Source organism: Glutamicibacter sp. AOP12-B1-11 (assembly GCF_052379245.1).
GTDB lineage: Bacteria > Actinomycetota > Actinomycetes > Actinomycetales > Micrococcaceae > Glutamicibacter.
Window position 1 is genome coordinate 83,348 of record NZ_JBQSYL010000001.1, and the last position, 23,402, is coordinate 106,749.

At 61.0% G+C, this 23,402-nt stretch carries 25 protein-coding genes and 4 tRNA genes; 17 read left to right on the top strand and 12 right to left on the bottom strand.

Annotated elements, in window-relative coordinates; translation table 11 throughout:
• The first annotated feature begins 49 nt into the window (after positions 1–49).
• Positions 50–2,731, top strand: a complete 2,682-nt coding sequence (locus ACT3UQ_RS00395) for a LuxR C-terminal-related transcriptional regulator (protein WP_444636320.1) — start codon at positions 50–52, stop codon at positions 2,729–2,731.
• Positions 2,732–2,775: 44 nt separating this feature from the next.
• The gene (locus tag ACT3UQ_RS00400; RefSeq protein WP_444636321.1) at positions 2,776–3,399 is read left to right on the top strand and encodes a GrpB family protein; all 624 of its coding nucleotides are present in this window, start codon (positions 2,776–2,778) and stop codon (positions 3,397–3,399) included.
• A gap of 59 nt (positions 3,400–3,458) precedes the next feature.
• Here ACT3UQ_RS00400 and ACT3UQ_RS00405 read toward each other — a convergent pair whose 3' ends face one another.
• From ACT3UQ_RS00405 to ACT3UQ_RS00430, 6 genes are all read right to left on the bottom strand, one after another.
• Complete coding sequence (locus ACT3UQ_RS00405; RefSeq protein ID WP_258133578.1) at positions 3,459–3,587, bottom strand: hypothetical protein; 129 nt, start codon at positions 3,585–3,587, stop codon at positions 3,459–3,461.
• Positions 3,588–3,747: 160 nt separating this feature from the next.
• Positions 3,748–4,605 carry a catechol 1,2-dioxygenase gene (catA, locus tag ACT3UQ_RS00410; RefSeq protein ID WP_105553593.1) on the bottom strand — a complete coding sequence of 286 codons (858 nt, stop codon included), beginning with the start codon at positions 4,603–4,605 and terminating at the stop codon, positions 3,748–3,750.
• 194 nt (positions 4,606–4,799) lie between these two features.
• A complete protein-coding gene (locus tag ACT3UQ_RS00415) occupies positions 4,800–5,078 on the bottom strand; it encodes a muconolactone Delta-isomerase family protein (protein ID WP_096285854.1) in 279 nt (92 codons plus the stop codon).
• Between the two features lie 30 nt (positions 5,079–5,108).
• Positions 5,109–6,209 (bottom strand): mandelate racemase/muconate lactonizing enzyme family protein, encoded by a 1,101-nt coding sequence (locus ACT3UQ_RS00420; protein WP_105553592.1) that lies wholly within the window; start codon positions 6,207–6,209, stop codon positions 5,109–5,111.
• Positions 6,206–7,099: a LysR substrate-binding domain-containing protein gene (locus ACT3UQ_RS00425; RefSeq protein WP_105569800.1), complete on the bottom strand. Its 894-nt coding sequence runs from the start codon at positions 7,097–7,099 to the stop codon at positions 6,206–6,208. Before ACT3UQ_RS00425 ends, ACT3UQ_RS00420 begins: the two co-directional genes overlap by 4 nt.
• Positions 7,100–7,279: 180 nt before the next feature.
• Complete coding sequence (locus ACT3UQ_RS00430) at positions 7,280–8,536, bottom strand: DUF445 domain-containing protein (RefSeq protein WP_444636322.1); 1,257 nt, start codon at positions 8,534–8,536, stop codon at positions 7,280–7,282.
• 75 nt (positions 8,537–8,611) lie between these two features.
• Here ACT3UQ_RS00430 and ACT3UQ_RS00435 point away from each other — a divergent pair, with 75 nt between their 5' ends.
• From ACT3UQ_RS00435 to ACT3UQ_RS00450, 4 genes are read left to right on the top strand one after another with little or no spacing between them, the layout of a single operon-like run.
• Entirely contained in the window at positions 8,612–9,481 is an 870-nt protein-coding gene (locus tag ACT3UQ_RS00435) for a glycerophosphodiester phosphodiesterase (protein WP_444636323.1), read from the top strand.
• Positions 9,478–10,167 carry a hypothetical protein gene (locus ACT3UQ_RS00440; RefSeq protein ID WP_444636324.1) on the top strand — a complete coding sequence of 230 codons (690 nt, stop codon included), beginning with the start codon at positions 9,478–9,480 and terminating at the stop codon, positions 10,165–10,167. The genes ACT3UQ_RS00435 and ACT3UQ_RS00440 overlap by 4 nt, the downstream gene beginning before the upstream one ends.
• A complete protein-coding gene (locus ACT3UQ_RS00445; protein WP_444636326.1) occupies positions 10,148–10,879 on the top strand; it encodes an AzlC family ABC transporter permease in 732 nt (243 codons plus the stop codon). Before ACT3UQ_RS00440 ends, ACT3UQ_RS00445 begins: the two co-directional genes overlap by 20 nt.
• Positions 10,876–11,193: an AzlD domain-containing protein gene (locus tag ACT3UQ_RS00450; protein WP_096285839.1), complete on the top strand. Its 318-nt coding sequence runs from the start codon at positions 10,876–10,878 to the stop codon at positions 11,191–11,193. The genes ACT3UQ_RS00445 and ACT3UQ_RS00450 overlap by 4 nt, the downstream gene beginning before the upstream one ends.
• 51 nt (positions 11,194–11,244) lie before the next feature.
• Here the strand turns inward: ACT3UQ_RS00450 and ACT3UQ_RS00455 are convergent, their stop codons facing one another.
• Positions 11,245–11,694 carry a MepB family protein gene (locus ACT3UQ_RS00455; RefSeq protein ID WP_105553587.1) on the bottom strand — a complete coding sequence of 150 codons (450 nt, stop codon included), beginning with the start codon at positions 11,692–11,694 and terminating at the stop codon, positions 11,245–11,247.
• 90 nt (positions 11,695–11,784) lie between these two features.
• Between ACT3UQ_RS00455 and ACT3UQ_RS00460 the strand changes: the two genes are divergently transcribed.
• Together ACT3UQ_RS00460 and ACT3UQ_RS00465 are read left to right on the top strand one after the other, a co-directional pair.
• Complete coding sequence (locus tag ACT3UQ_RS00460; protein ID WP_105553586.1) at positions 11,785–12,093, top strand: thiamine-binding protein; 309 nt, start codon at positions 11,785–11,787, stop codon at positions 12,091–12,093.
• A gap of 4 nt (positions 12,094–12,097) precedes the next feature.
• Entirely contained in the window at positions 12,098–12,787 is a 690-nt protein-coding gene (locus ACT3UQ_RS00465; protein ID WP_105649820.1) for an O-methyltransferase, read from the top strand.
• Here the strand turns inward: ACT3UQ_RS00465 and ACT3UQ_RS00470 are convergent.
• Positions 12,784–13,161: a hypothetical protein gene (locus tag ACT3UQ_RS00470; protein ID WP_105553584.1), complete on the bottom strand. Its 378-nt coding sequence runs from the start codon at positions 13,159–13,161 to the stop codon at positions 12,784–12,786. The two genes, ACT3UQ_RS00465 and ACT3UQ_RS00470, sit on opposite strands and share 4 nt — an antisense overlap.
• A gap of 141 nt (positions 13,162–13,302) precedes the next feature.
• Between ACT3UQ_RS00470 and ACT3UQ_RS00475 the strand changes: the two genes are divergently transcribed.
• Together ACT3UQ_RS00475 and ACT3UQ_RS00480 are read left to right on the top strand one after the other, a co-directional pair.
• Positions 13,303–13,818: a GNAT family N-acetyltransferase gene (locus ACT3UQ_RS00475; RefSeq protein WP_105553682.1), complete on the top strand. Its 516-nt coding sequence runs from the start codon at positions 13,303–13,305 to the stop codon at positions 13,816–13,818.
• On the top strand, positions 13,811–14,635 hold the full coding sequence (locus ACT3UQ_RS00480; protein ID WP_444636328.1) for a spermidine synthase: 825 nt from the start codon (positions 13,811–13,813) through the stop codon (positions 14,633–14,635). The genes ACT3UQ_RS00475 and ACT3UQ_RS00480 overlap by 8 nt, the downstream gene beginning before the upstream one ends.
• On the opposite strand, the gene ACT3UQ_RS00485 is transcribed toward ACT3UQ_RS00480, so the two are convergent.
• A complete protein-coding gene (locus ACT3UQ_RS00485) occupies positions 14,628–15,068 on the bottom strand; it encodes a DUF2087 domain-containing protein (protein WP_444636329.1) in 441 nt (146 codons plus the stop codon). The two genes, ACT3UQ_RS00480 and ACT3UQ_RS00485, sit on opposite strands and share 8 nt — an antisense overlap.
• Before the next feature lie 211 nt (positions 15,069–15,279).
• Between ACT3UQ_RS00485 and ACT3UQ_RS00490 the strand changes: the two genes are divergently transcribed.
• On the top strand, positions 15,280–15,852 hold the full coding sequence (locus ACT3UQ_RS00490; protein ID WP_105649822.1) for a dihydrofolate reductase family protein: 573 nt from the start codon (positions 15,280–15,282) through the stop codon (positions 15,850–15,852).
• Between the two features lie 69 nt (positions 15,853–15,921).
• Here the strand turns inward: ACT3UQ_RS00490 and ACT3UQ_RS00495 are convergent, their stop codons facing one another.
• Positions 15,922–17,370: an NCS2 family permease gene (locus ACT3UQ_RS00495; RefSeq protein WP_105553581.1), complete on the bottom strand. Its 1,449-nt coding sequence runs from the start codon at positions 17,368–17,370 to the stop codon at positions 15,922–15,924.
• 170 nt (positions 17,371–17,540) lie between these two features.
• On the opposite strand from ACT3UQ_RS00495, the gene ACT3UQ_RS00500 reads away from it, so the two are divergent.
• On the top strand, positions 17,541–18,509 hold the full coding sequence (locus ACT3UQ_RS00500) for a universal stress protein (RefSeq protein ID WP_105553580.1): 969 nt from the start codon (positions 17,541–17,543) through the stop codon (positions 18,507–18,509).
• A 155-nt stretch (positions 18,510–18,664) separates the two neighbouring features.
• On the opposite strand, the gene ACT3UQ_RS00505 is transcribed toward ACT3UQ_RS00500, so the two are convergent.
• Positions 18,665–20,353 carry an NlpC/P60 family protein gene (locus tag ACT3UQ_RS00505; protein ID WP_105553579.1) on the bottom strand — a complete coding sequence of 563 codons (1,689 nt, stop codon included), beginning with the start codon at positions 20,351–20,353 and terminating at the stop codon, positions 18,665–18,667.
• Between the two features lie 989 nt (positions 20,354–21,342).
• Between ACT3UQ_RS00505 and ACT3UQ_RS00510 the strand changes: the two genes are divergently transcribed.
• Positions 21,343–21,777, top strand: a complete 435-nt coding sequence (locus ACT3UQ_RS00510; protein ID WP_105553577.1) for a hypothetical protein — start codon at positions 21,343–21,345, stop codon at positions 21,775–21,777.
• Between the two features lie 656 nt (positions 21,778–22,433).
• Here the strand turns inward: ACT3UQ_RS00510 and ACT3UQ_RS00515 are convergent.
• A complete protein-coding gene (locus tag ACT3UQ_RS00515) occupies positions 22,434–22,805 on the bottom strand; it encodes a metallopeptidase family protein (protein ID WP_444636331.1) in 372 nt (123 codons plus the stop codon).
• A 134-nt stretch (positions 22,806–22,939) separates the two neighbouring features.
• On the opposite strand from ACT3UQ_RS00515, the gene ACT3UQ_RS00520 reads away from it, so the two are divergent.
• From ACT3UQ_RS00520 to ACT3UQ_RS00535, 4 genes are all read left to right on the top strand, one after another.
• Positions 22,940–23,012 (top strand) — tRNA-Glu (locus ACT3UQ_RS00520).
• Between the two features lie 56 nt (positions 23,013–23,068).
• Positions 23,069–23,142: transfer RNA gene (locus ACT3UQ_RS00525), tRNA-Asp, on the top strand.
• Between the two features lie 49 nt (positions 23,143–23,191).
• Positions 23,192–23,264, top strand: a tRNA-Phe gene (locus tag ACT3UQ_RS00530).
• A 60-nt stretch (positions 23,265–23,324) separates the two neighbouring features.
• Positions 23,325–23,401 (top strand) — tRNA-Asp (locus tag ACT3UQ_RS00535).
• Position 23,402: the final 1 nt, after the last annotated feature.

A 23,402-nucleotide genomic window follows, 5' to 3' on the forward strand; every position in this document is an offset into this window, starting at 1 on the left:
ACGCATCGAGAAACAACTCGGCAACGCTGAAAGGTCGGTGAACGCATAAATGAGCCAACAAGTTGCCCAGGATGCGCTCGCCGACCTGCTGCGTGAAGTGCAGCAGCAGCGCAGCGCCCTGGCCGTCCTGCAAGGACCGCAAGGAAGCGGCAAAAGCACCGTGATAAAGCAACTGCTGCGTCGTTCCAACATGGCCTCGGTTACCGTAGTCACCGCCTCGCGCTGGGAATCCAGGCACCCCGGCGCGGCTCTGGGACCACTGCTGGAACGCGGCAAGCCCGGGCCAAGCGAAGATCTTGGCCCCGCGTTGCTGGAATACCTGCGCGCGGACCAGGAGCAAACCCGGGTGCTGGTCATCGAAAATGCGCAATGGGCAGATACCGCAAGCTTCGAGGCGGTGCGCTACGCCTGGCGCCGGTTGCAGACCGAACGCGTACTTATCGTCCTGGTCCTGCGCGACCAAGACATCGCGATGCTTCCCGCCGAAACACGTGAGTTCTTGGGCGACACCGATCTAAAGGTCTTGCACGTTGACGTGCCGACGGCGGCCCAGGCCCGCGAAATCGTCTCTACCCGGCTGGGAATCGAGCTGCCGTCCATGGCGGCCGAGCATCTGATGCGCTACACACAAGGCAATCTGCATGCGGTTCTCGAATTGGCACAGGAAAACCCGGAACAAAGCTGGGAACAGTGGGATCGTTGGCCGCCGGCGCCGCGAGCATTGTCGCTGCATATCAAGCAGCTGCTCGACGAATTGGAGCCGCGCGCCCGCGGGCTTGTTGAGGCGGCCGCTGTGCTTGGACGCCAAGCTCGGATTGACCTCATTGTCAGGCTTGCCAAGGAAGACTCCCCGCTGGCCTACATCCAGCAGATTGTTGATGCCTCGCTGGCGCGAACCCAGGGGCATAGCGGCAAGGTGCGGCTGGGTTTTGACAGCGAGCTGACCCAGATGGCCGTCTATCATCAGATTCCGTTGAGCGCCCGCATTCGGCTGCACGCGGCAGCTGCCGAGATTGCCGAAGACCGCGGGGTCGTATTGGGCCATCGAGCCGACGCGAGCCTCTTGCCGGATATCGGGCTTTCGCGCGAATTGGAGGCCTACGCGGTGGCCCAGGGGCAGCGCGGTGAGTGGTCCTCGGCCGCAACCGCGTTCTTCCGCGCCATGCATTTGACACCTGAGCCCGCGCAACGCGAGGCATTGCTGCTCAAGGCGGTAGACGCGGTGGTTGCCGCCGGAGAGATTCCGCGGGCGCTGACCTTTTCCCACCAGCTGGCAAGTTTGGGAAGCAGCGCCGAACGCGACGTGCTTTCGGGGTACATTGCCATCCTCCAGGGCCGGGCGCAGACCGCCAACCGCTGGTTGACCAGCGCCTGGCAGAGTGCGGTGCGCCTGCAGCTCGGCGACACGATGGCGGTTATTTCGCAACGCCGCGTGCTGCATTCCCTGTGCCAGCTCGAGGGCGCAAAAATTCTTGAATGGGCCGAACAATCACTGCGCCTGGCGCAGGCAGGCAGCCCGCAGGCCATCGAAAGCGCAGCCATCCAGGGCCTTGGCCTGGCGATGATGGGCCGCAGGGAGGAAGGCGAACGGGCATTGCTCGAGTTGCTGGGCAAGCTTCCCACCGGCGCCCAGCGGCAACGCGCCGAGATGTCCCTCGGCTGGGTGTATTTGGCAAGCGGGCGGATCGAGCTGGCCCGCCACGAACTGGCGGCAGCCAGTTCCACCGACTTCAGCGAGGGCTCGCTGCGAATCTCGTTGTGGGCCAAGGCCTGGCTGGCCCGCGCCGAATTCCTCGTGGGCGACTGGGACCAGGCGCTGGAGACGGTCCGTGGGGCGCAAGCGATCCAGGAACGCTTCGGGATTCAGGTGCAGCGACCGCTGATCCAGTACACGGCGGTGCAGATTCATGCGCTGCGGGGAAACACGGAACTTGTCGAGGTCCACCTGGCCAAATCGTGGGTGCGAGTGGGCAGCTACCAGGTGATGGAGGTGCCGTATCGCATGGCGCGGGCCGAAGCCGCGCGCGCCCAGGCCAATCACGAGGAAGTGCTGCTGGCCCTGGAACCCATACTTCGCCTTGACCGCAGCCAGGGTATCGACGAGCCAGGCTTCTGGACTTGGCAAGACATGTATGCCGAAGCGCTGATTCGCAGCGAGCGGCTGGAGGAAGCCGAAGAATTCATCGCCCCCTTGCTGGATGCCGCGATGAAGGCCGGGCACAATAACGGCATCGGCGCCTTCCTCGGGGTGCGCGGCATGCTGTTGGCGGCCTTGGGGGACATCGATGCGGCGCGAGAAGTCTTCGAGCAGGCGCTGCTTCGCCTTCAGGGCGTTGGCACCGCCTATCACCGGGCACGGATCGATTTTGCCTACGGGCAGTGCTTGCGGCGCGCGGGAAAGCGGGCGGACTGCGTTGCCCCGCTAACCCGGGCGCTGTCGATCTTCACGCACCTGGACGCCACCGTCTACGTTGAACGCTGCACCCGCGAACTGCAGGCGAGCGGCATTGGCATGGCACGCCGCGAACCGATGGACTGGTCGACGCTGACCGCTCAGGAGCAGGCGGTCGCCAAGCTCGTCTGCGAGGGCGCAAGCAACCGCCGAGTGGCCGAGGAGCTGTTTGTCAGCACCAAGACGGTGCAATATCACCTGACAAAAATCTACGCGAAGCTTGCGGTATCCACGCGGACCGAACTTGCCGCGCTGACTCGCGAGGGTTTTGAGCACTAGGTTGCCCGTCGCAAGGCACGGCAGCAATCGGCGAGAATAGTTTCATGCCAAAGCTCATCGACATCGTCACCTTTCACGAACCGCCTGTTCCTGCCGGGCAATCGGCGTACCTTCCGGGGGCCGGCCCATCACCGGAGATTGAGATAGCCGATTGGAACGATGCCTGGCCGGAGCAGTTCCAGCTGCTTGCCGAACGGGTCCGGGAGGCCCTTGGCTGGCGGGCATTGGCTATCGAACATGTTGGTTCGACCTCGGTACGCGGACTCCCGGCCAAGCCAATTATCGACATTGATCTGATCGTGGCCGATCCAAATGACGAGCGTTCGTATGTTCCCGCGCTTCAGCGCGCGGGTTTCGAGCTGCGGGTGCGGGAACCTTGGTGGTTTGGGCATCGGTTCCTGCGCCACGTCGACCCGGCCTGCAATCTCCACGTTTTCGGCTTTGACAGTCCCGAGACGATCAAGCATCGGATCTTCCGCGATTGGCTCCGAGCGAACTCAAGCGATCGGGAACTCTACGCCAATGCCAAGCGAAAAGCGTCAGACTTGTCACGGGATGCCGGCGAGCACTCCATGCAGTACAACGCACGCAAGGAAGCGGTCATCAGAGAGATCTACCAACGGGCGTTTATCGCCATGGGGCTCATCGAGGCTCCGCCTGGGCAATAATCGCGGCTACCGGGCACCGGGTGCGTGCGCGCTACTGGAGCGGCAACCGCAGAGAATCCTTAGTCGTTCTCGGGCATCCAGCCGGTCCAGGCCCAGTGGTTCTGGGGTTCCCGAGTGCCGGTAGCGGGCCATGCAACGGTTCCGGACTGGAATTCTACGGCAGGGTTGAGCAGTGTTGAGGCAGTCATGATGCGCTCCCATGGGTCGTTTGCTGCAGGGGTGGATCCGAAGGCGTGCGGTCTACTGCCGAGGCGTTGACCAAGGCGGCAAGCGCAATGTTCGTTGTACGACAACGGCGGGGTGCCCAGCAGTGTTGCCGGGAGCCCCGCCGTGAGGTGGCGCTAAGACCTACTTGACTGGGTCAAGCACGAAATCGTAGGTGACCTGTTTGCCGTCGCCGGACTGCGCTGGCTGCAGGTCGAGCATCAATTCTGGCTTCACCGCGGTGGCGATGTCGTCATCGTTGTGCGCGTCGCCCGGGAAGTACAGCTGCGCGGTGAGCAGCTCGTGGCCCTCGGCCGAGACCTTCAGGTGCAGGTGGGCCGGACGCCAGGCGTGCCAACCGGCGGCGGCGATCAGCTGGCCGCAGGCGCCATCGGTAGGGATCTGGTACGGGGCTGGCTGCATGGTGTTGATCTGGAAGTTGCCTTCCGCATCGGCGATGAAGCTGCCGCGCAGGTTCCACTCCGGGATGCCTGGAGCGAACTGCGAGTAGAAGCCTTCTTCATCTGCGTGCCACAGCTCGATCTTCGCGTTCTTCAGCGCGCTGCCGTCGGTGGAGCGGACCTGGCCCTGGAAGAGCAGGCTGGTGCCCTTCTCGTCTTCGCGCATCGCGATGGTGGCAGGGGAAGCCTGCTCCGGTGCATTTGGCACGTAGTAAGGTCCCTCGATGGAACCCTTGTTGCCTTCGCGGTGGTCGGTAGCGACCTCTTCCACCGAGTGCTCCAGCCACACGTCCAGGAACAGCGGCCATTCGCCATCGTCGCCGACCTTGATCAGCCAAGCCTTGAGGGCGTTGAACTCGTCGTAGCTCACGCGCTCTTCGAGGATGATGTCGTTTGCGGCCTTGACTAGCTTGCTCGCCAAGAGGTTCACGCGCTCAACGGACGTCTCGATCGCGGCGAGCTTGCCGGAGCTGCGGAAGCTGTCGGTAGCGGCATTGCCTGACTTGGCTGCTGTTGCGTCTGCTGGAGTTTCGGCGGTCATGATGACTCCCTTGTCTTTGTGTGGTGTGGCTGCTGGGGATTCATATTGTGACCCCCATCATCCTGTGCGATTGATATTCAATGTAGTGCAGGGTCTATAGCGAGTAAAATACTTATTTCCCGCACACTGAGACTGTTTGCCTATCAATACTTGTGAGCTGGCGTACGGGCCGGCGGTAGGCTCTCAAAAAGCCTCTAGCTCAGTGAATTCGGGTGTTTAGCCAGCGGAGTGACCTTGATTTTCATGTGCGCGTACATCGGGAAGCCGCTGAGGATCTGGTGAAGCTCGTCATTTGACTCGACGTTGAACAGCGAGTGGTTCGCGTACTCTCCGACGATGCGCCACAGGCCTTGCATCTTGCCGCTTTGCTGCAGCTGTGCCGAATAGGCCTTCTCGCGGACCTGGAAGTCGGTGACTTCTTCGGCCGTGAGGTATGCCGGGAAAGTTACGTCCATACGTGCAAGGAACAACATGGGTTCTCCTAAAAATCGGGTGGGGTACTGCTAGTCCTGGCGGTAGTGCGCCAGCTTGGTTTCGTCGATGGCGGCACCGACGCCTGGAACGTTGCGCACCGAAATGCGGCCATCCTTGATAACCAGCGGATCGGCAAGCAGGTCATCGGTCATGTCCAGGAAGTTTGACAGCTCGCCGGCCTTGCGGGTGGTCGCTTGGTGGGCGGCGCCGAAGGTGACGGTGGCCAGCGAACCGACCTGCGTATCTATCTGGTTGCCCATGGTGACGTCCACGCCCAACCCGGTGCACAGGCCCAGGATCTCGGTGGCTTCGGTGAAGCCCGAGCGTGCGGTTTTGATGCAGATCGCATTGGCGCCGCCAGAGAGCAGCTCGCGCGAGACATCACCGGCGGTTGGCACCGATTCATCGGCGACAATCGGGATCGGGGAGTGCTCGACGAGGCGGCGCCGGCTCATGGCTTCCTTGGCGTCGCAAGGTTCTTCGAGCATCGTCAGCCCGAGCCCCTCGGTCTGACGCAGAACTTCCATGGCCTCGTTGGCGGTCCAGCCGCGGTTGGCGTCGAGGTAAATCTCAACGTTTTCGCCCAAGCCCTCGCGCAAAACCCGGCAAGCCTCGATATCCAGCGCCAAGGGGCGTCGCCCCACCTTGAGCTTGAAGGTGGTGATTCCGTACTCTTCGCCGAAGCGCAGCGCTTCGTCGAGCAAATCCTGGGCCGGGCGGAAACCAAGCATGTGCGAGACCCGCATCGAATCAGTGAAGCCGCCCAGGAGCTTGTGCACCGGGGTATTGGCGGCCTGGCCGATGGCGTCCCAGATGGCGATGTCCAGCGCGCCCTTGGCCACCTGATTGTGGATGGTGCGCTCCATGACCTGGCGGATCTTTTCCCGGTCGAAGATGTCCAACCCGATCACCTGGGGGCCGAAGATGTCCTGCACGATAGTTCGGATCGAGGTCTGGGTTTCACCGTAGGTATACGGGCGAGGCGGCGCGTCGGCGGTGCCGATGATCCCCTCGTCGGTGTGCACGCGAACCAGCACGTGGTCCGCCGTATGTACCTCGCCGCTGGCGAAACGCAAGGGATGGGTATAGGGGATTGCGTAGGGAATCGCTTCGATGCGCGCAATTTTCATTCGGAATTTCCTTCCACGGAGGTCAAGGCGGTGCAAAGTTTCAAGAAGTTCTGGACCAGGGGCGCCTGATTGCCGGCCTTCCACGCCACCGCAAGATCCACGGCCGGTGCGTTGCACAGCGGACGGAAGACGATCCGTTCACTGTGCGGCAGGTAATTGGAGGTCGGAACCATGCCGATTCCCAGGCCCGCCGCGATGAAAGTGAGCAAGGTCGAGGTTTCGCGGGCCACCTGCGCGGTGCGCGGGATGAACCCGGCATTGCGGCAGGTCTCAACGAAGATGGTGTTGACCGCCGAAGCGGTGGGATAGCAGATGAAGTCCTCGGTGCGCAGTTCGGCGATATCGATCTCTTCGTGCGAAGCCAGCCGGTGCCCGGCCGGCAGGGCGACGGCGAGCAGGTCCTTCTCCAAAAGGGAGTATTCGACCTCCTCGTTGTGCACAGGAGGGCGCAGGATCGCGATATCGAGCCGGCCTTCGGCGAGGGCTTCTTCCATTTCCGGGGTGAGCATTTCCCCCTGGACGTTCAACTGCAGCCCCGGCATGTGCTCGCTGGTCGCGGCAATGACCTGCGGCATGATGCGGTAGGTGGCGCTGCCGGTGGAGCCCAAGCGCAACACGCCGCTGGCCCCGGCGCCCACGGTGCGCACGTCACGAGCCAGCTGCTGGTGCTCTTCGAGCAGCGCCCGGGCGCGGGTGAGCAGGAGCTCTCCGGCAGGGGTGAGATCCACCTTGCGGGTGGTGCGGATGAAAAGCTGGGTCCCCAGTTGCTCTTCGAGCTGCTTGATCTGCTGCGAGAGCGGGGGCTGGGCCATATGCAGCCGTTCGGCAGCGCGGCCGAAATGGCGTTCTTCGGCAACTGCGACGAAGTAGCGTAAAAGTCTGGTTTCCATGGATGCTCCGATCGTCGATCCGCGCTGAAGGCTGTAGCGACGTTCATGGCAACTCTAGCCAGCCGGTTCGATAGTGAGAAATACTTATTCAACAGTTATTGAGACTGCTTGAATACTAATCTCTCGTCGACCCGATGGAAAGATGCATCGATGCGTGTGACGAACGGAAGAATTGGCAGGTCAGCTTGAAAAAGCCAAAATCAGCTCTCCGGCAGAGAAAATGACCACCCCGGCCAGCGCACCAATCACGGTTCCGTTGATTCGAATGAACTGCAGATCCCGGCCCACCTGCAGCTCGAGTTTCTCGCTGGCCTCGGCAGGATCCCAAGCCTGGACCGTGTCGCTGACCAATCCGGCCAGCGCCGCCCCATGCCGTGCAACTAGCGCGGCAACGCCATCGATGGCCCGGCCCTCCAAATTTGCGCGCAGCAGCGTATCGCTTTGCAGCCGCTCGCCAAAGGTGGCGATCGCCGAACGGAGCGCGGTGCGCAAGGGCGAGGCCGGGTCCTGCAGGGAATCGATCAGCCCGGCCTTCAGCGAAGCCCAGCCACGTATTGCCAGCTCACGCAGCTGTTGATCGCCGAGCAGCGAGTGCTTGAATCCCTCAACCTTGGCGATGGTTTCCGGATCGTGCTGCATTGCCACGGTGAATTCCGCCAACCAGCCGGTGAGCGCCAGCCGCAGCGGATGGCGCTTATTTCCGGCCACCGCGAAAAGCAATCCACGCAATTCCTGATGAACCTTTTGCGCCAGCATCTCGTCGACCAAACGCGGAACCCATGAGGGGGAGCGCCCGGAAACTACCTCGAGGAAAACCTCCGGATGGTCCGCCACCCAGGAACCTGCCCGCTCCGCGAGCAATTCGACCGCGGCCTCATGGTGCCCGTCGTCTATGAGTTTCTGGCCGAGCGTGCCTAAGGTCGTGGACCATTCGGGAGCGACCATGTAATCGGTGGCCAGCACCTGCAGCACCGTGAGCACCTGCTCATCGTCCAAGGACTTCAAGGCACCGATCGCCGCGGCGGAAACCTGTGCCGTCGTGGCTTCGGCCCCCTTGCCGCTGGAGAGGTATCCGCCCGCGCGCAGGCCCAGATCCGCCTGGCGCAATTTGGCTGAGATGACCTCCGGAGTGAGGAAATTTTGCTGGACGAAGTCGCCTAGCGAGGCACCCAGCTCGGCCTTCTTCCGTTGAATCAAGTTGGTATGCGGGATCTTCAGGCCGAGGGGATGCCGGAAAAGCGCGGTCACCGCAAACCAATCGGCGACGGCGCCCACCATGCCGCCCTCTGCGGCCGCCTTCAGGTAACTAAGCCCGGGGACAAGCTCCTGGAACAGCACGCTGATGATGAACAGGGCGCACATCAACAAGAAGAGCAGGGTAGCTACTCGTTTCATCCCTCGTAGGTCTTCGGCGCGCTGATCGAGAAGTTCTGGCATGCGCCCCACTTTACCCAGTGCGCGGCACGGCATTAATCACGTATGCGACAGCGGCAAACCAGTAGCGTAGGAGTTATGGACACGCTCTTTTACGCTCATCGCGGCAGTTCGCACAGATATGCCGAAAATACCCGTGCCGCCTATCTGCAGGCGATGGATGAGGGAGCTGACGGCATCGAATGCGACGTGCATCTGAGCCGGGATGGTGTTGTGGTCTGCCACCACGATCCGACCGTGGACCGCACCTCGGATACCACCGGAGAGGTGGCCGGATACTCGCTTGGCGAACTGCGATCCATGGACTTTTCCTCCTACCTGCCGGTAGCGGTTCCCGCGGAGTATGGGGCAGAAAATGAACAGCTGCTGAGCCTTGGCGAACTCCTTGAGCTCATCGACGAACGCGGCATCGGCATCGGGCTGGCCGTAGAGCTCAAGCATCCGAGCCCCTTTGGACACTTGCTGGAGGAGGAAACGCTGAAGGTGCTTGCCGCCTTTGGCTTCGACCCGCAAACCGGCAAAGCCGGTCGGAAGGGGCAGATCCAGGTGACGCTGATGAGCTTCGAGCCGGACTGCCTCCGGTTCCTCTCGCGCACGGTCAACCGTGCACAGCTCTGCCAGCTGATGACCGAGATCGATCCGCAATACGTCACCGAGCTGATGGCCGGCGGGCAGACCGGACGCGCGGCAGTCTATGAGGTCATGCGCCGTTCGGTGGCCGAGGGCATCGAACTCATCGACGCCGGCGGCGCCGGTATTATTGGCCCTGGGATCGCCTGGGTCCGAGCCAACGAGCCGTTGGTGCACGAGTGGCTGGAGCGTGGATTGACCGCCCGGATCTGGACGGTTGACCGCCCCGCCGACGCGCAGTACCTGATCAACATGGGCGTCACCCAAATTACCAGCAACCGCCCGGCAGAACTCCGGCAGGAACTAGAGCAATCATGAGCACCGAAACAACCGCTACGCAGCATAACCTGTATCTCCACGACTCCTACGTCTTCACCGCCCAAGCCACGGTCATCGCCACGGGCAGCGACGAGACGGGGGACTGGATTGCGCTGAGCCCCAATATCTTCCACCCGCGCGGCGGAGGGCAGCCGGAGGACCGCGGCTCGGTCAACGGCGTTGCGGTCGATGTGGGCCGCTCGGCAAGCGGAACGGTGGTTCTCTACGGCGCAGGGGACCATGCCGCAGGGGAAACGGTCACGTCGAGCATCGACGCCGAGAACCGGCGCAGCAATGCGGCCTTGCACACCGCGGGGCATATTCTTGGTTTTGCGGGGGAAGAGCGCGGTTGGGAACACCGCGGCCACTCGCACTTCCAGGGACAGTCACGCCTGGATTTTGACCCCTCCAGCGTGGACTTGCCGCTGGGCGACGAAGCCGAGCGGGCAGCGGCGGAAGCCTGGCTGCAACAGCGGGTGGATGAGCTGATTTCGCAAGGTGGCGAAATCAGCACCCTGATCGACGAGCAGGGCCACCGTACGGTTAGCATCGCCGGAGTGAACAGCGAACCGTGCGGTGGAACCCATGTGCAACACGTGGACCAGCTGGACGAGGTAAAAATTGGCCAAGCCCGGGTCAAACGCGGTGTCTACAAGATTCGCTACGATGCCCGCCACGCCGACTAGCTGGCTGACCCCGGCCACCAAGATGGGCCTGTCCATCGCGCTTGCGACAGGCCTCTACGGGATTTCCTTTGGCGCACTGGCTATTGCCGCGGGGCTGAACCTTTGGCAGACGGTGGCGTTGAGCGCCCTGATGTTCACCGGCGGGTCGCAGTTCGCCTTCATCGGGGTGATCTCCGGCGGCGGGGCCGCCTCGGCGGCTTTCTCTGCTGCGACACTGCTCGGCGTGCGCAATGCGGTGTACGGGATGCAGCTCAAGCAGGCCCTGCGCCCCGGGGCGCGCATGGTTCCGCTGATGGCTCAGGTCACCATCGACGAGTCCACCGCAACAAGCCTTGGACAGGCGAGCCAAAGCGAGCGGCACCGTGGTTTCTGGACCGCCGGGCTCGGCGTGTATGCGCTCTGGAACCTGTTTACGCTCGTTGGCGCCTTGCTCGGCGAACGGATGGGGGATCCGGCAGCGTGGGGACTCGACGGAGCCGCGGTGGCGGCGTTCCTCGGACTATTGTGGCCGCGGCTGAAATCCGCCCAGCCGATTATCGTCGCCTTCGCCGCGGCCGTGGTCACCGCGTTTGCCGTGCCGCTGACGGTTCCCGGTGTGCCAATTTTGATCACCGCCGGCTGCGCGGTGGCGTTTGCGGTGCTCACCGGGCGCCGCGCCGAACCGGCGACCGAACACGGAGACCTGCAGCAAGTAGATCAGGAGAAGCCATGAGCGAATTGAGCTGGTGGCTGCTCGGCGCCTGCGCGGCGGCCTTCGCGCTGAAGATCTGCGGCTATTTTGTGCCGCGAAAAGTACTTGATTCTCCGTTGATGAGTCATGTGGCAGCAACCCTCACCGTCGCCCTGCTGGCCTCGCTGGTCACCATGAACGCGGTGACCAGCGGGCAGGAACTTGTCATTGACGCGCGTATCGGTGCGCTGGCCGCGGCAACGATCGCGCTAGTCTTCAAAGCCCCATACCTCGTGGTGGTGCTCGTTGGCGCCTTGGCTGCGGTCGCACTGCGCGCCACCGGACTGGCTGCCTAAGCGGTCCGGTAGGCGCTCGCCGAGGGCCGCGCTGGCCCGAAGCCAGGACGCTTAGCCAAGTACGCTAAAAGCCGCAGCTTGGGCTCGCTGAGTGCGTTGCGCCTGCGGATTCAACTCGGTGCACCAGCTGGGGTAAACCCGAAATCCGCGTTTGCCGGGCTTCGCTTCCGAGCTGGTGATACCAAGACTGCGCAACAGTTCGGCGGTGAACCGGAAGACCCCGAAACGCTCGGCGTCTTGCACAAAAACCAGAAGTCCTGAAATCTGTTCGTCCGAGCTAAAAGGTTCGGTGCGTCCGTCGGCGTTTCGAGTCCAGCAAGCGAGGAACGCTCCAGGTTTGGTATCGGTGATGCGGGCCGTGCGGATCCTCCACCGCCGGCCGCCGAACGAGACCAGCCCTGATTCGTAGTCGCTGTTTTGCTCTTCTGCCCGAACCAGCAGAGGGTCCGCGTCCGGTGCTAAGCCAAGTGCTGCGTATCGAGAGAAGGCGCTGAAATCCATGAATCTCATTTTAGGCGTGTGCCGGCATCCCCGCGCGGGTAACCGCAACAACGTCGTGACAAGCTCGAGCGTCGGTGGGAGAGTAGAGACATGATCGTAGCTTTTTCAGTTGCCCCAAGTACCGACAACGCCGATGCCTCGGTTCATGACGCCGTAGCCGAAGCGGTGCGCATAGTTCGCGCCTCCGGGCTTCCGAACCGCACCAGTTCGATGTTCACCGAAATCGAAGGCGAATGGGACGAAGTCATGGCTGTCGTCAAAGACGCCACCATGGCCGTAAGCAAATACGGATCTCGAGTTTCGCTGGTGCTCAAGGCAGATATTCGCCCGGGGTATACGGGTGAATTGGACGGAAAAGTCCGGCGCCTAGAGCAGGCGATCGAATCCAGCGAGGAGTAATGAGATGATCCGCCATTCTGCAGAACGTGAGAGCGCGGAGGTCGACACCTACCTCAACGAGGCACTGGGGCTCGAAATCCCAGAACTTGAGGCCGGTAGAGAACATGCGCATGACTCAGGTTTGCCTCGAATCGAGGTCAGCACCGCTCAGGGCAAGTTCCTGCAGCTGATGGCCGAGATAGTCGGTGCTCGGCGTGTGCTTGAGGTCGGCACGCTGGGCGGGTATTCAACGAGCTGGCTAGCTCGTGGGGTGGGTGAGCGCGGGCAGGTGATCTCTTGCGAATTTGAGCCCCTGCATGCTTCCATTGCCCGTGAGAATTTGCAACGTGCCGGACTTTCGGAGCGCGTTGAGATCAAACTTGGCGCAGCCAAGGGATCGCTTGAGAATCTGATCGCCGCGGGCACTGCGCCATTTGAACTGGTTTTCATCGACGCAGATAAACGCAATAACGTGCGCTACTTGGAACTTGCCCTAGAACTCTCGCGTCCCGGGACGGTGCTGATCCTCGATAACGTCATTCGCGGTGGTGCGGTGCTTGACGACGCGGCCGAGCACGGGGCCAACGAGGCTGATGTGCGGGGCGTGCAAGAGGGGCTCAGGTGGCTGCGCGATTCACCACGGGTCTCGGCAACCGCACTGCAGACCGTTGGGACCAAGGGCTGGGACGGATTTGCTATTGCTCGGGTGATCTAGCCAGAGAGCGAGCTGGTGGAATACTGGCTCGCCACCGAAGACGCCGGAATCTTGAACGGCGGGAAACGCCGAACGAGCAAGTTTGTCGCAAAACCGCCGAGCACCGCGACGATGGCCCCGAGCCATAATGCGTAACCCGTTTCGCGTAGCAGCCCCCCGATCGTTGGAGCAAGGATCATCGGAAGAATGTAGTACCAGTGCTTGGCAGTGGTTGGTCCCCAGATGCCTTCAAACCTGGCCAGCAGGCTGAAACTGATAATCAAAAGCAGTGATCCGAAGCAGATGATCCAGAACGTCGGCGACAGGCAGACGACCAGCGTTAGGCCTGTCACGACACCGCCGGTAAAGTTCGCGAACTTTTCGTTCCGATCCACCAGTGACCACCCTTTCGCTACAGCATTTTAAGTAACTATCTAGGCAGTTTTTCAAACTCCTCGGCCACAAGCAATAGTCCTTAAGTAGGAGGGTAGTGGTGCTTAGCGACGCAGGGGGCCTCGCTGACGTAATGTATGTATGTGTCACTTTTGAACGAGTATCGAATCCGACTAGCCCAAGAACAAGATTTGCGGGCGGCCCTTGAAATGAAGTTGCTGGCCTGGCGCCAAGCCTATTCGGGCTTCCGCGACGAAGAGTTCTTCGCCTACCACGAAGCGCAGCTCGAGCAGCAGCTGGCCTGGTGGGAACGTGGGTTGGCCGGGGGAGCCCAATTCTGGATCGCCGAGTCCGGCGACGGAAAGATTATTGGCTTAGCCGGTGGCACTCCAACCATTGAAGAAGATCAGGACACCGGGGTCGATATCGAACTAGGCGTGCTCTACGTGCTGGAAGAGTACTACGGCGGTGGACTCGGCGCCCATCTAATGGACACCGTACTTGGCCAGCGTGACGCTCTGGTCTGGGTACTGGCGGGAAATGAGCGAGCAGTCGCTTTCTACAGCAAGCATGGATTCGTCCCGGACGGAACTTCCGAAGAGCTCGTTGGCTCTTGGGCCGGACTGCGTGAGGTTCGGATGGTGCGCCGACATGGCTAAGACCGATAGCAACGTCATGCTTGGAAGCTACGAGATCGATACCGGTTTGGCCGAGATCGAACCGGACCCCTATGGGGCGAATCGCTTCATCCTCAAAGTCAATGGTGTTCCCTCTTCGCATATAGACCTCGATGATCCAGGTTATTTGGACTTCGAATACATGCGCTGGATGGAACCCGTCTTCACCTTCGGATTCCCCGCCGAACAATTCGACGGACGTGCTCGCAAGCTGCGCGTGCTGCACCTTGGTGGTGGCGGTTGCTCGATGGCCCGCTGGGTGGCCGCCGCCTACGAGAATGCTCGCCAAGTCGTGGTGGAACTCGATGCGAAGCTCGCCGAGCTGGTGCGCACCCGTTTCGAGGTGCCTCGCGCCCCGCTGGTGCGATTGCGTGTGGGTGATGCCGGGCAGGTGCTTCCGACGCTCAGCGACGACAGCCGCGACATCATCATTCGCGATGTGTTCGCCGGTAGTACAACCCCGCGCGAGCTGACCACCATCGGCTACGCCAAGCAGGCCCAACGCGTGCTGGACCGAGGAGGCGTGTACCTGCTGAACTGTGGCGACTCGGCTGATCTGGCAGGCGCCCGAGCCGAGGCAGCCACCTTGCTTTCGGTCTTTGCGCACGTGGCAATGATTGCCGACCCGCCGATGTTCAAGGGCCGGCGGTACGGCAATATCGTTTTCCTCGCCAGCGATGAACCGTTGGCTCTCGGGGCAAGTTTCGAAAAGAATCTGCGCACCGCTCCATTGCCGGCGCAACTTGTTTCGGGTCCAGCGGTGGCGCGCTTCGCCGCCGGAGCCGCACCGATTATTTAGCCGGCAGGCGGTAGCGGCTTCCGTCGAGATCGCGGTGGACCAGCTCATGGTCCACCAGATAGCGGCGTAGCAGCGCCACGTCTTCGTGGATCACCCGCAACCGCTCGTTGAGCTGATCCTCGCGTAGGGATTCTCCGGTGAAGAGCACGTGGTCGCGGATATGGAGCATGACTTCAAGGCGGTCCGCCGGACGTGCGGGCAAGGCATTCAGCCGTGGGCCGGTGAAGTAGCGCATGACCCCAGCGCGCTGGGTGCTGGACGCTGCTGCCGCGGCGAGGGTTTCCTCCAGCAGCTCATCGTTCAGCTGCCAGTGGCCTTCATGCGAGGTGAGCAATCCGATCTTGGCCCAGCGCTGCAAGTCCTTGCGGCTCTGGGCCGAGTCGCTGAGCTGCTCTTGCGCACCGGCGAGGACCAGACCCAATGCGGTTCGCATAGCCTGATTCTTCAACCCTGCGGCGATCTCAATCCATTTATTACCTTGAGACATCCTCATCCTCCGTCTGCGCCTAACTGCCTTAGCCCACATGCTACCCAACGGGTGCGGAGGCGTTGTTCTTTGGACTGCAGAGGACCAAGGTGAGTGCTCTCGGCCCATCGGTGCCGGAACAGGTGCCACGCATGGTCGACTCAGCTAAGGGGCGGTCATGATGACCTATACGTTTGACGTTTTCAGTTCGCTCGACGGGTTTGCCGCCGCGACCGAACCCTGGGAAGGATACTGGGGCAAGCAAGGTCCCGAACTCCTTGCACACCGCAGCCGCCTGTACGACCGGCCGACGCTCATGGTTTTCGGTGCCACCACCTACACGATGATGTCGTCTATGCTGGCGGATTGGGCAGACCCGGACGAGTGGGTTGCCAAAATGTCGGCCCAACCCAAAATTGTCATCTCCTCTACGCTGAACGCCGAAACCGACCTGAGCTGGAAAAACAGCACGCTTGAATCCGCGGATGCCGTCGATGTGGTGCGCAGGTTGAAGAATGAATCAACCATGCCGCTCCGCTCGCATGGCAGCCTGTCGATGAACCGGGCGCTGATGGGTGCGGGACTGGTGGATTTTCTGCAGCTCACGCTCTACCCGGTGATTACCGGAATTACCGGACGCGAGCGCATCTTTGAGGGGTTTGGCGATTTTGATCTTGAACTGATATCCGCGACGCTGCTCGATGGGCGTACGCAGGAACTCATCTACGCCCCACGCCCGATCCCGCGCTGAGTGGCTTTAAATAGCGCCGGCTCGGCACCGTAGGGATACGATGCCGAGCCGGCGCTGCTTCTGCCTCGGTTACATTCCGATGAGATTCTCAATCAGTCCGATGCCGAAGAACAGCACAAAGGCGGCAGCGACAACCCACATCAACGGGTGGATCTCCTTCGCGCGGCCCTGCGCGGCTCGGATGAACACGTAGGAGATGAAGCCAGCTCCGATGCCGTTGGCGATGGAGAAGGTGAACGGCATCAGGGTGAAGGTCAGGAACGCGGGCAGGGCAATGCCCCAATCATTCCAGTCAATTTTCGAGACCTGCGAAACCATCATGAAGCCCACAACGACTAAAGCGGGCGCGACCGCTTCGAAAGGGACAAGGTGGATCAGCGGAGTCAGGAACATCGCCACGATGAGCATTAGACCGGTGACTACCGAAGCCAGCCCGGTACGTGCACCTTCGCCGATGCCGGCACCGGACTCCACGAAGATCTGGGCCGATGAGCTGGAGGTGCCGCCGCCGACGATGGCGCCGGCCGCATCAACGAGCAGGACCTTGTCGACATTCGGGATATTTCCGTCTTTATCCAAGACGCCCGCCTCGGACGCCAAGCCAACCATGGTGCCCATGGCGTCGAAGAAAATCGACAGCAGAATCACGAAGGCGAGCAATGAAGCCGCCGTGACGCCAAGCTTTTCAAACGATCCAAAGAGATTGACCTGGCCGATGAGGCTCAAATCCGGCAGCGTCCAGCTTGGCAGCGAAGGGACGACCAAAGACCAGGTGCTCGTCTCCTTCTCTCCGATGTTGAACACGGCTTCGAAGATATTTGCCAAAGCTGCTGCGGCGACGATTCCGATGAGGATAGCGCCCTTGACCTTGCGCACTACCAACGCCATGGTCAGCAGCAAACCGACCACAAAGACCACGATTGGCCAGCCCATCAGCTTGCCGTCAAAACCCAGGCCCACCGGCACGGTGGTATTCGCAGCATCGGGGATACGCTGCACGAAGCCAGCGTTGACCAAGCCGATCAGCGCGATGAACATGCCGATGCCGACCACGATTGCCGTTTTCAGGCCCGCCGGAACAGCACGGAACACGGCGGTTCTAAAGCCGGTGAGGACCAACAGGAACATGACGATACCTGCGACGACCACCAACCCCATGACATCTGGCCAGGTAAGCTCCGGATTCGTCGCCACGGTAATCGCAACAAAGGCATTTACGCCCAGCCCGGTGGCCATCGCGAATGGGTGGCGAGCCCAGATGCCCATCAAAATGGTCAGGATACCTGCAACGAATGCGGTGACAGCAGCTACGCGCTGGATTCCGAGTTCGCCGCCGGACGCGTCGGCTCCGGAAAGCACTAGCGGGTTGAGCACAACGATATAGCTCATCGCGAAGAAGGTGGCGATGCCGCCACGGACTTCGGTTGCAAAAGTTGAGCGGCGTTCCGAGATTTTGAAGTATCGGTCAACACGCGCCGGGAAGGATGTCTCAGACACTGTTCTGGTGGTGGAGGGCATGGTAAAAATTCTATGACGTTTTGGGTATAGATACATACCGATCTCATAGCTGAGTAGGCTTAGCGTGAAATCATTAGACCCAACTCACACTGTGGGCGAAGATTGGAAGTACATTGGTTGTAAGGGGGGTCACACCCCATGCCATCACAGGTCAATGAGGAGCGAGTCTGATGAGTGACGAAGCACCAGTCGAAACTGAAAAAATCGAGGGTATTGTCGTCGGCGCCGACGGTTCCCAGCAGAGCAAGTGCGCCTTGCGCTGGGCAGAACGAGAAGCGGTGCGCCGTGGCAGCGTTCTGAATATCGTGTCCGCCTACACGATTCCCGTTTTCGCCGCGTCGTCCATGGACGCCGGGTACTCCACACTGGATGACGATTTGATCCGTGGCGGAGCCGAGGACATCGTGCGCCAAGCGCGCGCGGAGCTAGAGGGCAGCCAGGCAACAATTCGCACTTACATCGAGTCAGGAGATCCCTCTGGGGTCCTGCTGGATCTGAGCGCGGATGCCGAGCTCGTCGTTGTCGGCACTCGTGGCCGAGGAGGCTTCGTAGGCAGGCTGCTGGGGTCGGTTTCCTCGGCTTTGCCGGCGCACGCCAAGTGCCCCACCGTGGTGGTGCCATTGTCCATGGCCAAGGAGCAGGAGCAGACCCTAGAGGATGCGCCGGAGCGCCAGACGATTGTTGTCGGCGTGGATGGTTCGGAGCGCGCGCGCTCGGCGGTGCTCGCGGCGGCGGAAGCGGCGTTGGCCCGGGACCTGAGGCTCCGCGTGGTGTGCGCGGTCTCGCCGGTTTCGGCGGCCCTTGCGTGGATGCCCGCCACCGTTGATCAGGAAGCGGTGCTTGAGGACGTTCGCTATCAAATGGATGTCGGGCGGCGCTGGATCAAATCACACTTCCCAAATCTCGAGGTCGAAACCGATGTGATCTCCGGGCCGCCGGTGGAGGTGCTGATTCGCGAGTCCGAACATGCGGTCCTCACGGTAACCGGTTCACGCGGACGCGGTGGTTTTGCCGGCATGCTGCTTGGCTCCACCAGCCAAGGGGTCTTGCACCACTCCAAGGGCCCGGTGATGGTAGTTCCGGACGGGGATGATCCACGGCTGGCCAACCGAAAGGATTTCGATACCGGAGCCGAGTAGGTAGGCCAATATGGCCCGGGAGGAGGTATTCCTTCCGGGCCATATTTTTCAGTAGCGCTGAAAACGCTAGCCCTAAGCGCATTGCAGGGCAGAGCCAAAAGATGCTCCGCAGCCAACTGGCTGCGGAGCATCTTTTCTCTCGAGGTCTCGCCTGCCTAGTAGCGGGCTGCCTTCGGATACATGTTGTTGACCCAGCTCAGCGGAGTCACCGTGATGCCGGCGTTCGGGTTGCGAGCGTGGACTACCTGGCCGTTACCAATGTAGATGGCCACGTGGTAGAACGACGCTCCGCCATTCGAGCTGGAGAACACGAGGTCACCTGGGCGAAGCTGGCTCAGCGAGACATACTGCGGAGCGCTGGCGAACTGCTGGCTGGAAGTACGTGGCAAGCTGATGCCGGACTTGGCGAATGCAGTCTGCGAGAAGCTAGAGCAGTCGAAAACGTTTGGCCCATTGCCGCCGAATACGTAGCGCTTGCTCGGATCGTTGGCCGTCTGCAGAGCCCACGAGATCGCCGCAGAATAATTGCTGTTGTTATTCTGCTCCTGCTTAGGCTCTTCCTTCTTCACCTCTGGCTTTGGCGAAGGCTTAGGGGTTGCCTTTGGCTTTTCTGGTGCCTTCGGCTGGACCTTTTTGGGTTCGGGCTTAGGCTTAGGCTTCGGCTTTGGTTCCTCAATAACCTTCGGCTTTTCCGGTGCCTGAGGGAGAACCTTCGGCTTCTCGGTTTCCTTGGGGGTGGTCTTCGGCTTCTCGGGAGCCTGCGGAGTTGCCTTGGGCTTTTCCGGGGCCTTTGGTGTCTGGGTTTCCTTTGGCTTTTCTGGTGCCTTCGGAGCTTCGGTCTGCTTTGGCTTTTCCGGCGCCTTCGGCTCGTCCTTTTCGACGTCGATGACCTTCGGGGTCAGCGTCTTTGGCTTGGCTTCTTCGGAATCGATAAATTCCAGTTCCTGAGGAGCTTCGATAGCCAGTGGCTGCATGGTTGCCAAGTCATCTTTCGTGACTGGCTTATCAGCCTCCGGAGCCTCGACGGCTTCCTGGAGAGCCTTCTCCTGAGCTTGTTCTTCTGCTTCAGCGATCTGCTGGCGAACTACTTCCTCTTCCTGTTCCTTCAGGAATGCGAGGTGTCCAACGAGCTCGTCACGCAATTCTTTCTGCGGAGCAATCGCTGACTCGTAGGTAGTGAGCGTGGCGCTGGCGGTGGTCGCGGCTGCATCGTAGTTCTCAGCTGCGGCCTTAGCGGCTTTCTGCGCGGTGTCTGCGTACTCTTCCCACGCGGATACCAGAGCTTCGGCCTCGGTAGCGGTGCTGACCGTTTGTGACCGGTTCTCACTCAAGGCGCTCATGGTGGCTGCCTTGTAGAAGAGATCGTTTGACTCATCGTCCTGCAGCAAGATGCCCAGGCTGGAGTTGCTTGCGCCATTGCGGTACATGTCCGAAGCGATCGCGCCCAGATCATTGCGGCTTTGTGCGAGATACTGCTGCGCGTATTCGACCTGTTCAACTGCCTTGGTGGCCTCCGCGGACCGCAGGTCGCGTTCTTCTGCGGCGGTCAGCAGGGACTCCTGAGCTTCCAGGGCCGCCGTTTCCACGCGCTGGAGTTCTACGCGACTGGAATCGAGCGATGCTTCAAGGCGCGCGATCATCTCGTTGGTTGCTGCCTTGTTCGACTTTGCCGACTCAACCTCTGCTGCCGATGGCAACGGGGAGTTCGACGGTGCTGCTGCAACGGAGACGGAGGTGGGAAACGCTGCCGACGGGGCGGCGGCTGCCGGGACGGCGCCAGCAAGGCAAGAGACTGCTAGGGCCAGGGTGCACGCGGCAACTCCGAGCGAGTGGCGGTTAGCCATATCGTTCCTCACTAGATTCAGGTGATGACAGTTGGGAAATGGTCGAATTGTGATTATCCGAGAACGGAAGGTCGCGATTTGATTAAGTTCCCAAATAGCACACTAGGCTAAAAATTAGGTAGTTGGCAACACTGGTCACACCAGTCACAGGAATTACATTGATGGTATTTGTTCGCCCAATTCAGGGATGATTTGGGGGAAGTGCATCCTATTTGGTGCGTTCTGAAATTATTTCAGAGAAATAAATGGCTCCGGGCCAAGTGTTCGAGTGACGTTTGAGTCGTGACCTTGTGGGCACCGGATGGCGGCACGAGCATTTAATGGCGACAATGCGTTACACAATGCGCCGGTAAGAGACGTTGAGCTGTTGCGTATCCTCCAGAGGGTTGGCAACTGCCGAGAGCGATCCACGAGCGCAGGAATTCGGCACACCGTAGTCCATCATCGTCGGTCCGGCCCTTCTAAGCGGCTGGGCATCGTCCGCGGAGCTGCGGCTGAAGCAGTCAGCGCTGCACCAAATGCCCTGCGCAATCAGTGCAACAAACGCGCTAATGCGGCTGCCGGACCCGCCGGCCTCCCCGGCTAAGAGCCCGAAGTCCTCTGGCCACCGCCTATTGCAGGCTCTGCCCGGCAGGCGGTCCTGTCGAGCGCCAGCCAGGGGCATCCGGGAACATGCGTTCGTTCGGTTCTAGGAAGCGAATCCCAGCGGGACCGTCTGAACCCCGCCACCAAGTCCGCAGCGATCGGCGAGCAGCACCGGCTCGCATACGATCACGGATTTCCCGCCAACCCCGGAACAGTACTCGATCCGCTTGGGGACCCCATCATGCGGGGAACTGTGAATGACATTTCAGGGACTGAAAGCTTAACAAGCTCCGTGAATAGCAGAACTGTTGGAATTCGACCGATAGGTACTCGCCGGTAGCCAATAGCGTGGTCAACAGTGCGTCGGTCAACTGGGCCGGCGACCGACCCGAAGGAGCATCACCATGAAGAACTTCACCCGAACCGGCGCCGCGCTGATCGCCGCGGCGTCTTTGAGCTTCGCTGGCGTAGCCGGCGCCTCGGCGCTGTCCCTCGGCGCGGTACTCGACGTCGACCTCACCGCGCAGGTGGCTGCGCAGGTAGCCGCCGAGGCGAAGGCTGACACCGCGGCCCAGCTCGAGGTGCTTGTCGACGCCGATGTCCTCACCGCCACCGCCGCCGCTGAGATTGCCGCCGAGGTTGAAGCCGCCGTGGAATCCACCGTCGAAGCAGAGCTGCTGGCTGACGCCTCCGTGGACGCAACCGTGGAAGCCGATCTGGAAGCTGGCGTAGCCGCGAGCGTCGCCGCCGCAGCGGATGTCGACGCAGACGTGGATGCGACCGTCGACCTGGATATCGTCGCCGATGTCATTTCAGCTTTGGGCACCATCGTTCTCTAGAGCCTGCGAACAGAAGCGGGCGGGTAGTCCTGACCCTCGGGCTTTGCCGCTGGCGGTCGTTGGGACCCGTTTGATGCACTCGAATTGAATCTCACAGCTGGCGTTGTGGCGGTGGGGGCGTTTTGGGGTTGTAGGCCCCGAACGCCCCCACTTTGCTACGCGATGGGCAGGGATCCTGTTTCGAAATGGCTTGCACCTGGGCCCGAGTGGGCATCTCGACGTCCGTCTCTACCGCTGCAGCTGGAGTCCATTGCTTGCTGGCCCGCCTCCCCTAAGCCAGAGGTCCCCGCTCTCCGTGTTTGGCGTAGCGAGCAGCTGCTAATTGCTGTGCCATCGAGGGGTCTTGCGGTCGGGAACTGTTCTTGGCGCCGAATCCAGAGTCGAAGCCCGGTGCTGGGCGGCCGGGGAATGCTGAGTCACGGGGTGTTGCCATGGCCCGGGCCTGGAAGCGGAATTTTGCCTGCTTGCTCCAAAAAGGTCCCGCTGTTCTGCAGGTGCTCCGATGATGAAATGATTGTGGGCTTCCGCATTCCTGTGGCTTAAGCAGGAAACGGGTGCGCAGCATTCGCTCCCGAGGAACGGCTAAGCCAAGGCAATCCAGAAATATGAGTATTTTTCGTGACGCACATCTCAATATTAGTTTTTGCCGATTTGGGCTATCCCCAGCCCAAATCGTGCAGTTTTTCGTCGTCGATTCCGAAGTGATGGGCCACCTCGTGCATGACCGTAATGCGAACCTCCCGCACGACGTCATCACGCGTTTCGCAGGCCCTGAGGGTCGGGTTTTTGAAGATCGTGATTCGATCAGGCAGTGCCCCTGAAGCCCAGTCGAGATCTCGCTCGGTCAGCGCAACACCCTCGTATAGCCCCAGAATCTCGGTATTTTTCGTTTCTCCGGGCAGCGGCTCGTACTCGTCCTCGATAAAGAAAACAACATTGTCCATCATGGTTACCGCGGACTCGGGGATGCCGTCGAGGGCAGCCTGAACCAGCTCATCAAACTCGTCGTCGCTCATCTCCAGATCCATGATTCAAGCCTACTGTCCGCCATCGATTTGCGCCCTTCGAAAGTCCTTCGGATGCCGGTTTTGCAAATGGCAAAAAGGCCACGTATAGTTATTGAAGTCCGCAGCGGAGACGAAAGAAACCGCAGCAGATATAGGCCCCCATCGTCTAGCGGCCTAGGACACTGCCCTTTCACGGCAGCGGCACGGGTTCGAATCCCGTTGGGGGTACAAACAGCCAATTCGTTGGTTGTCAGATGGAGAAATCCATTGGCTTGCGAAAGCAAGGCCCTGTAGCGCAGTTGGTTAGCGCGCCGCCCTGTCACGGCGGAGGTCGCGGGTTCAAGTCCCGTCAGGGTCGCTCGGTTTATTGTTTAGGCAATAAATCTGGTGTCCACTCAGTGGTGCCAGGCTCTGTAGCTCAGTTGGTAGAGCGTTCGACTGAAAATCGAAAGGTCACCGGATCGACGCCGGTCGGAGCCACGCAGCCCTCGGTATACCGAGGGCTTTGCCATGTGATTTGAAGTTAGATTCAAAACTCATGGCCCTGTAGCGCAGTTGGTTAGCGCGCCGCCCTGTCACGGCGGAGGTCGCGGGTTCAAGTCCCGTCAGGGTCGCCAA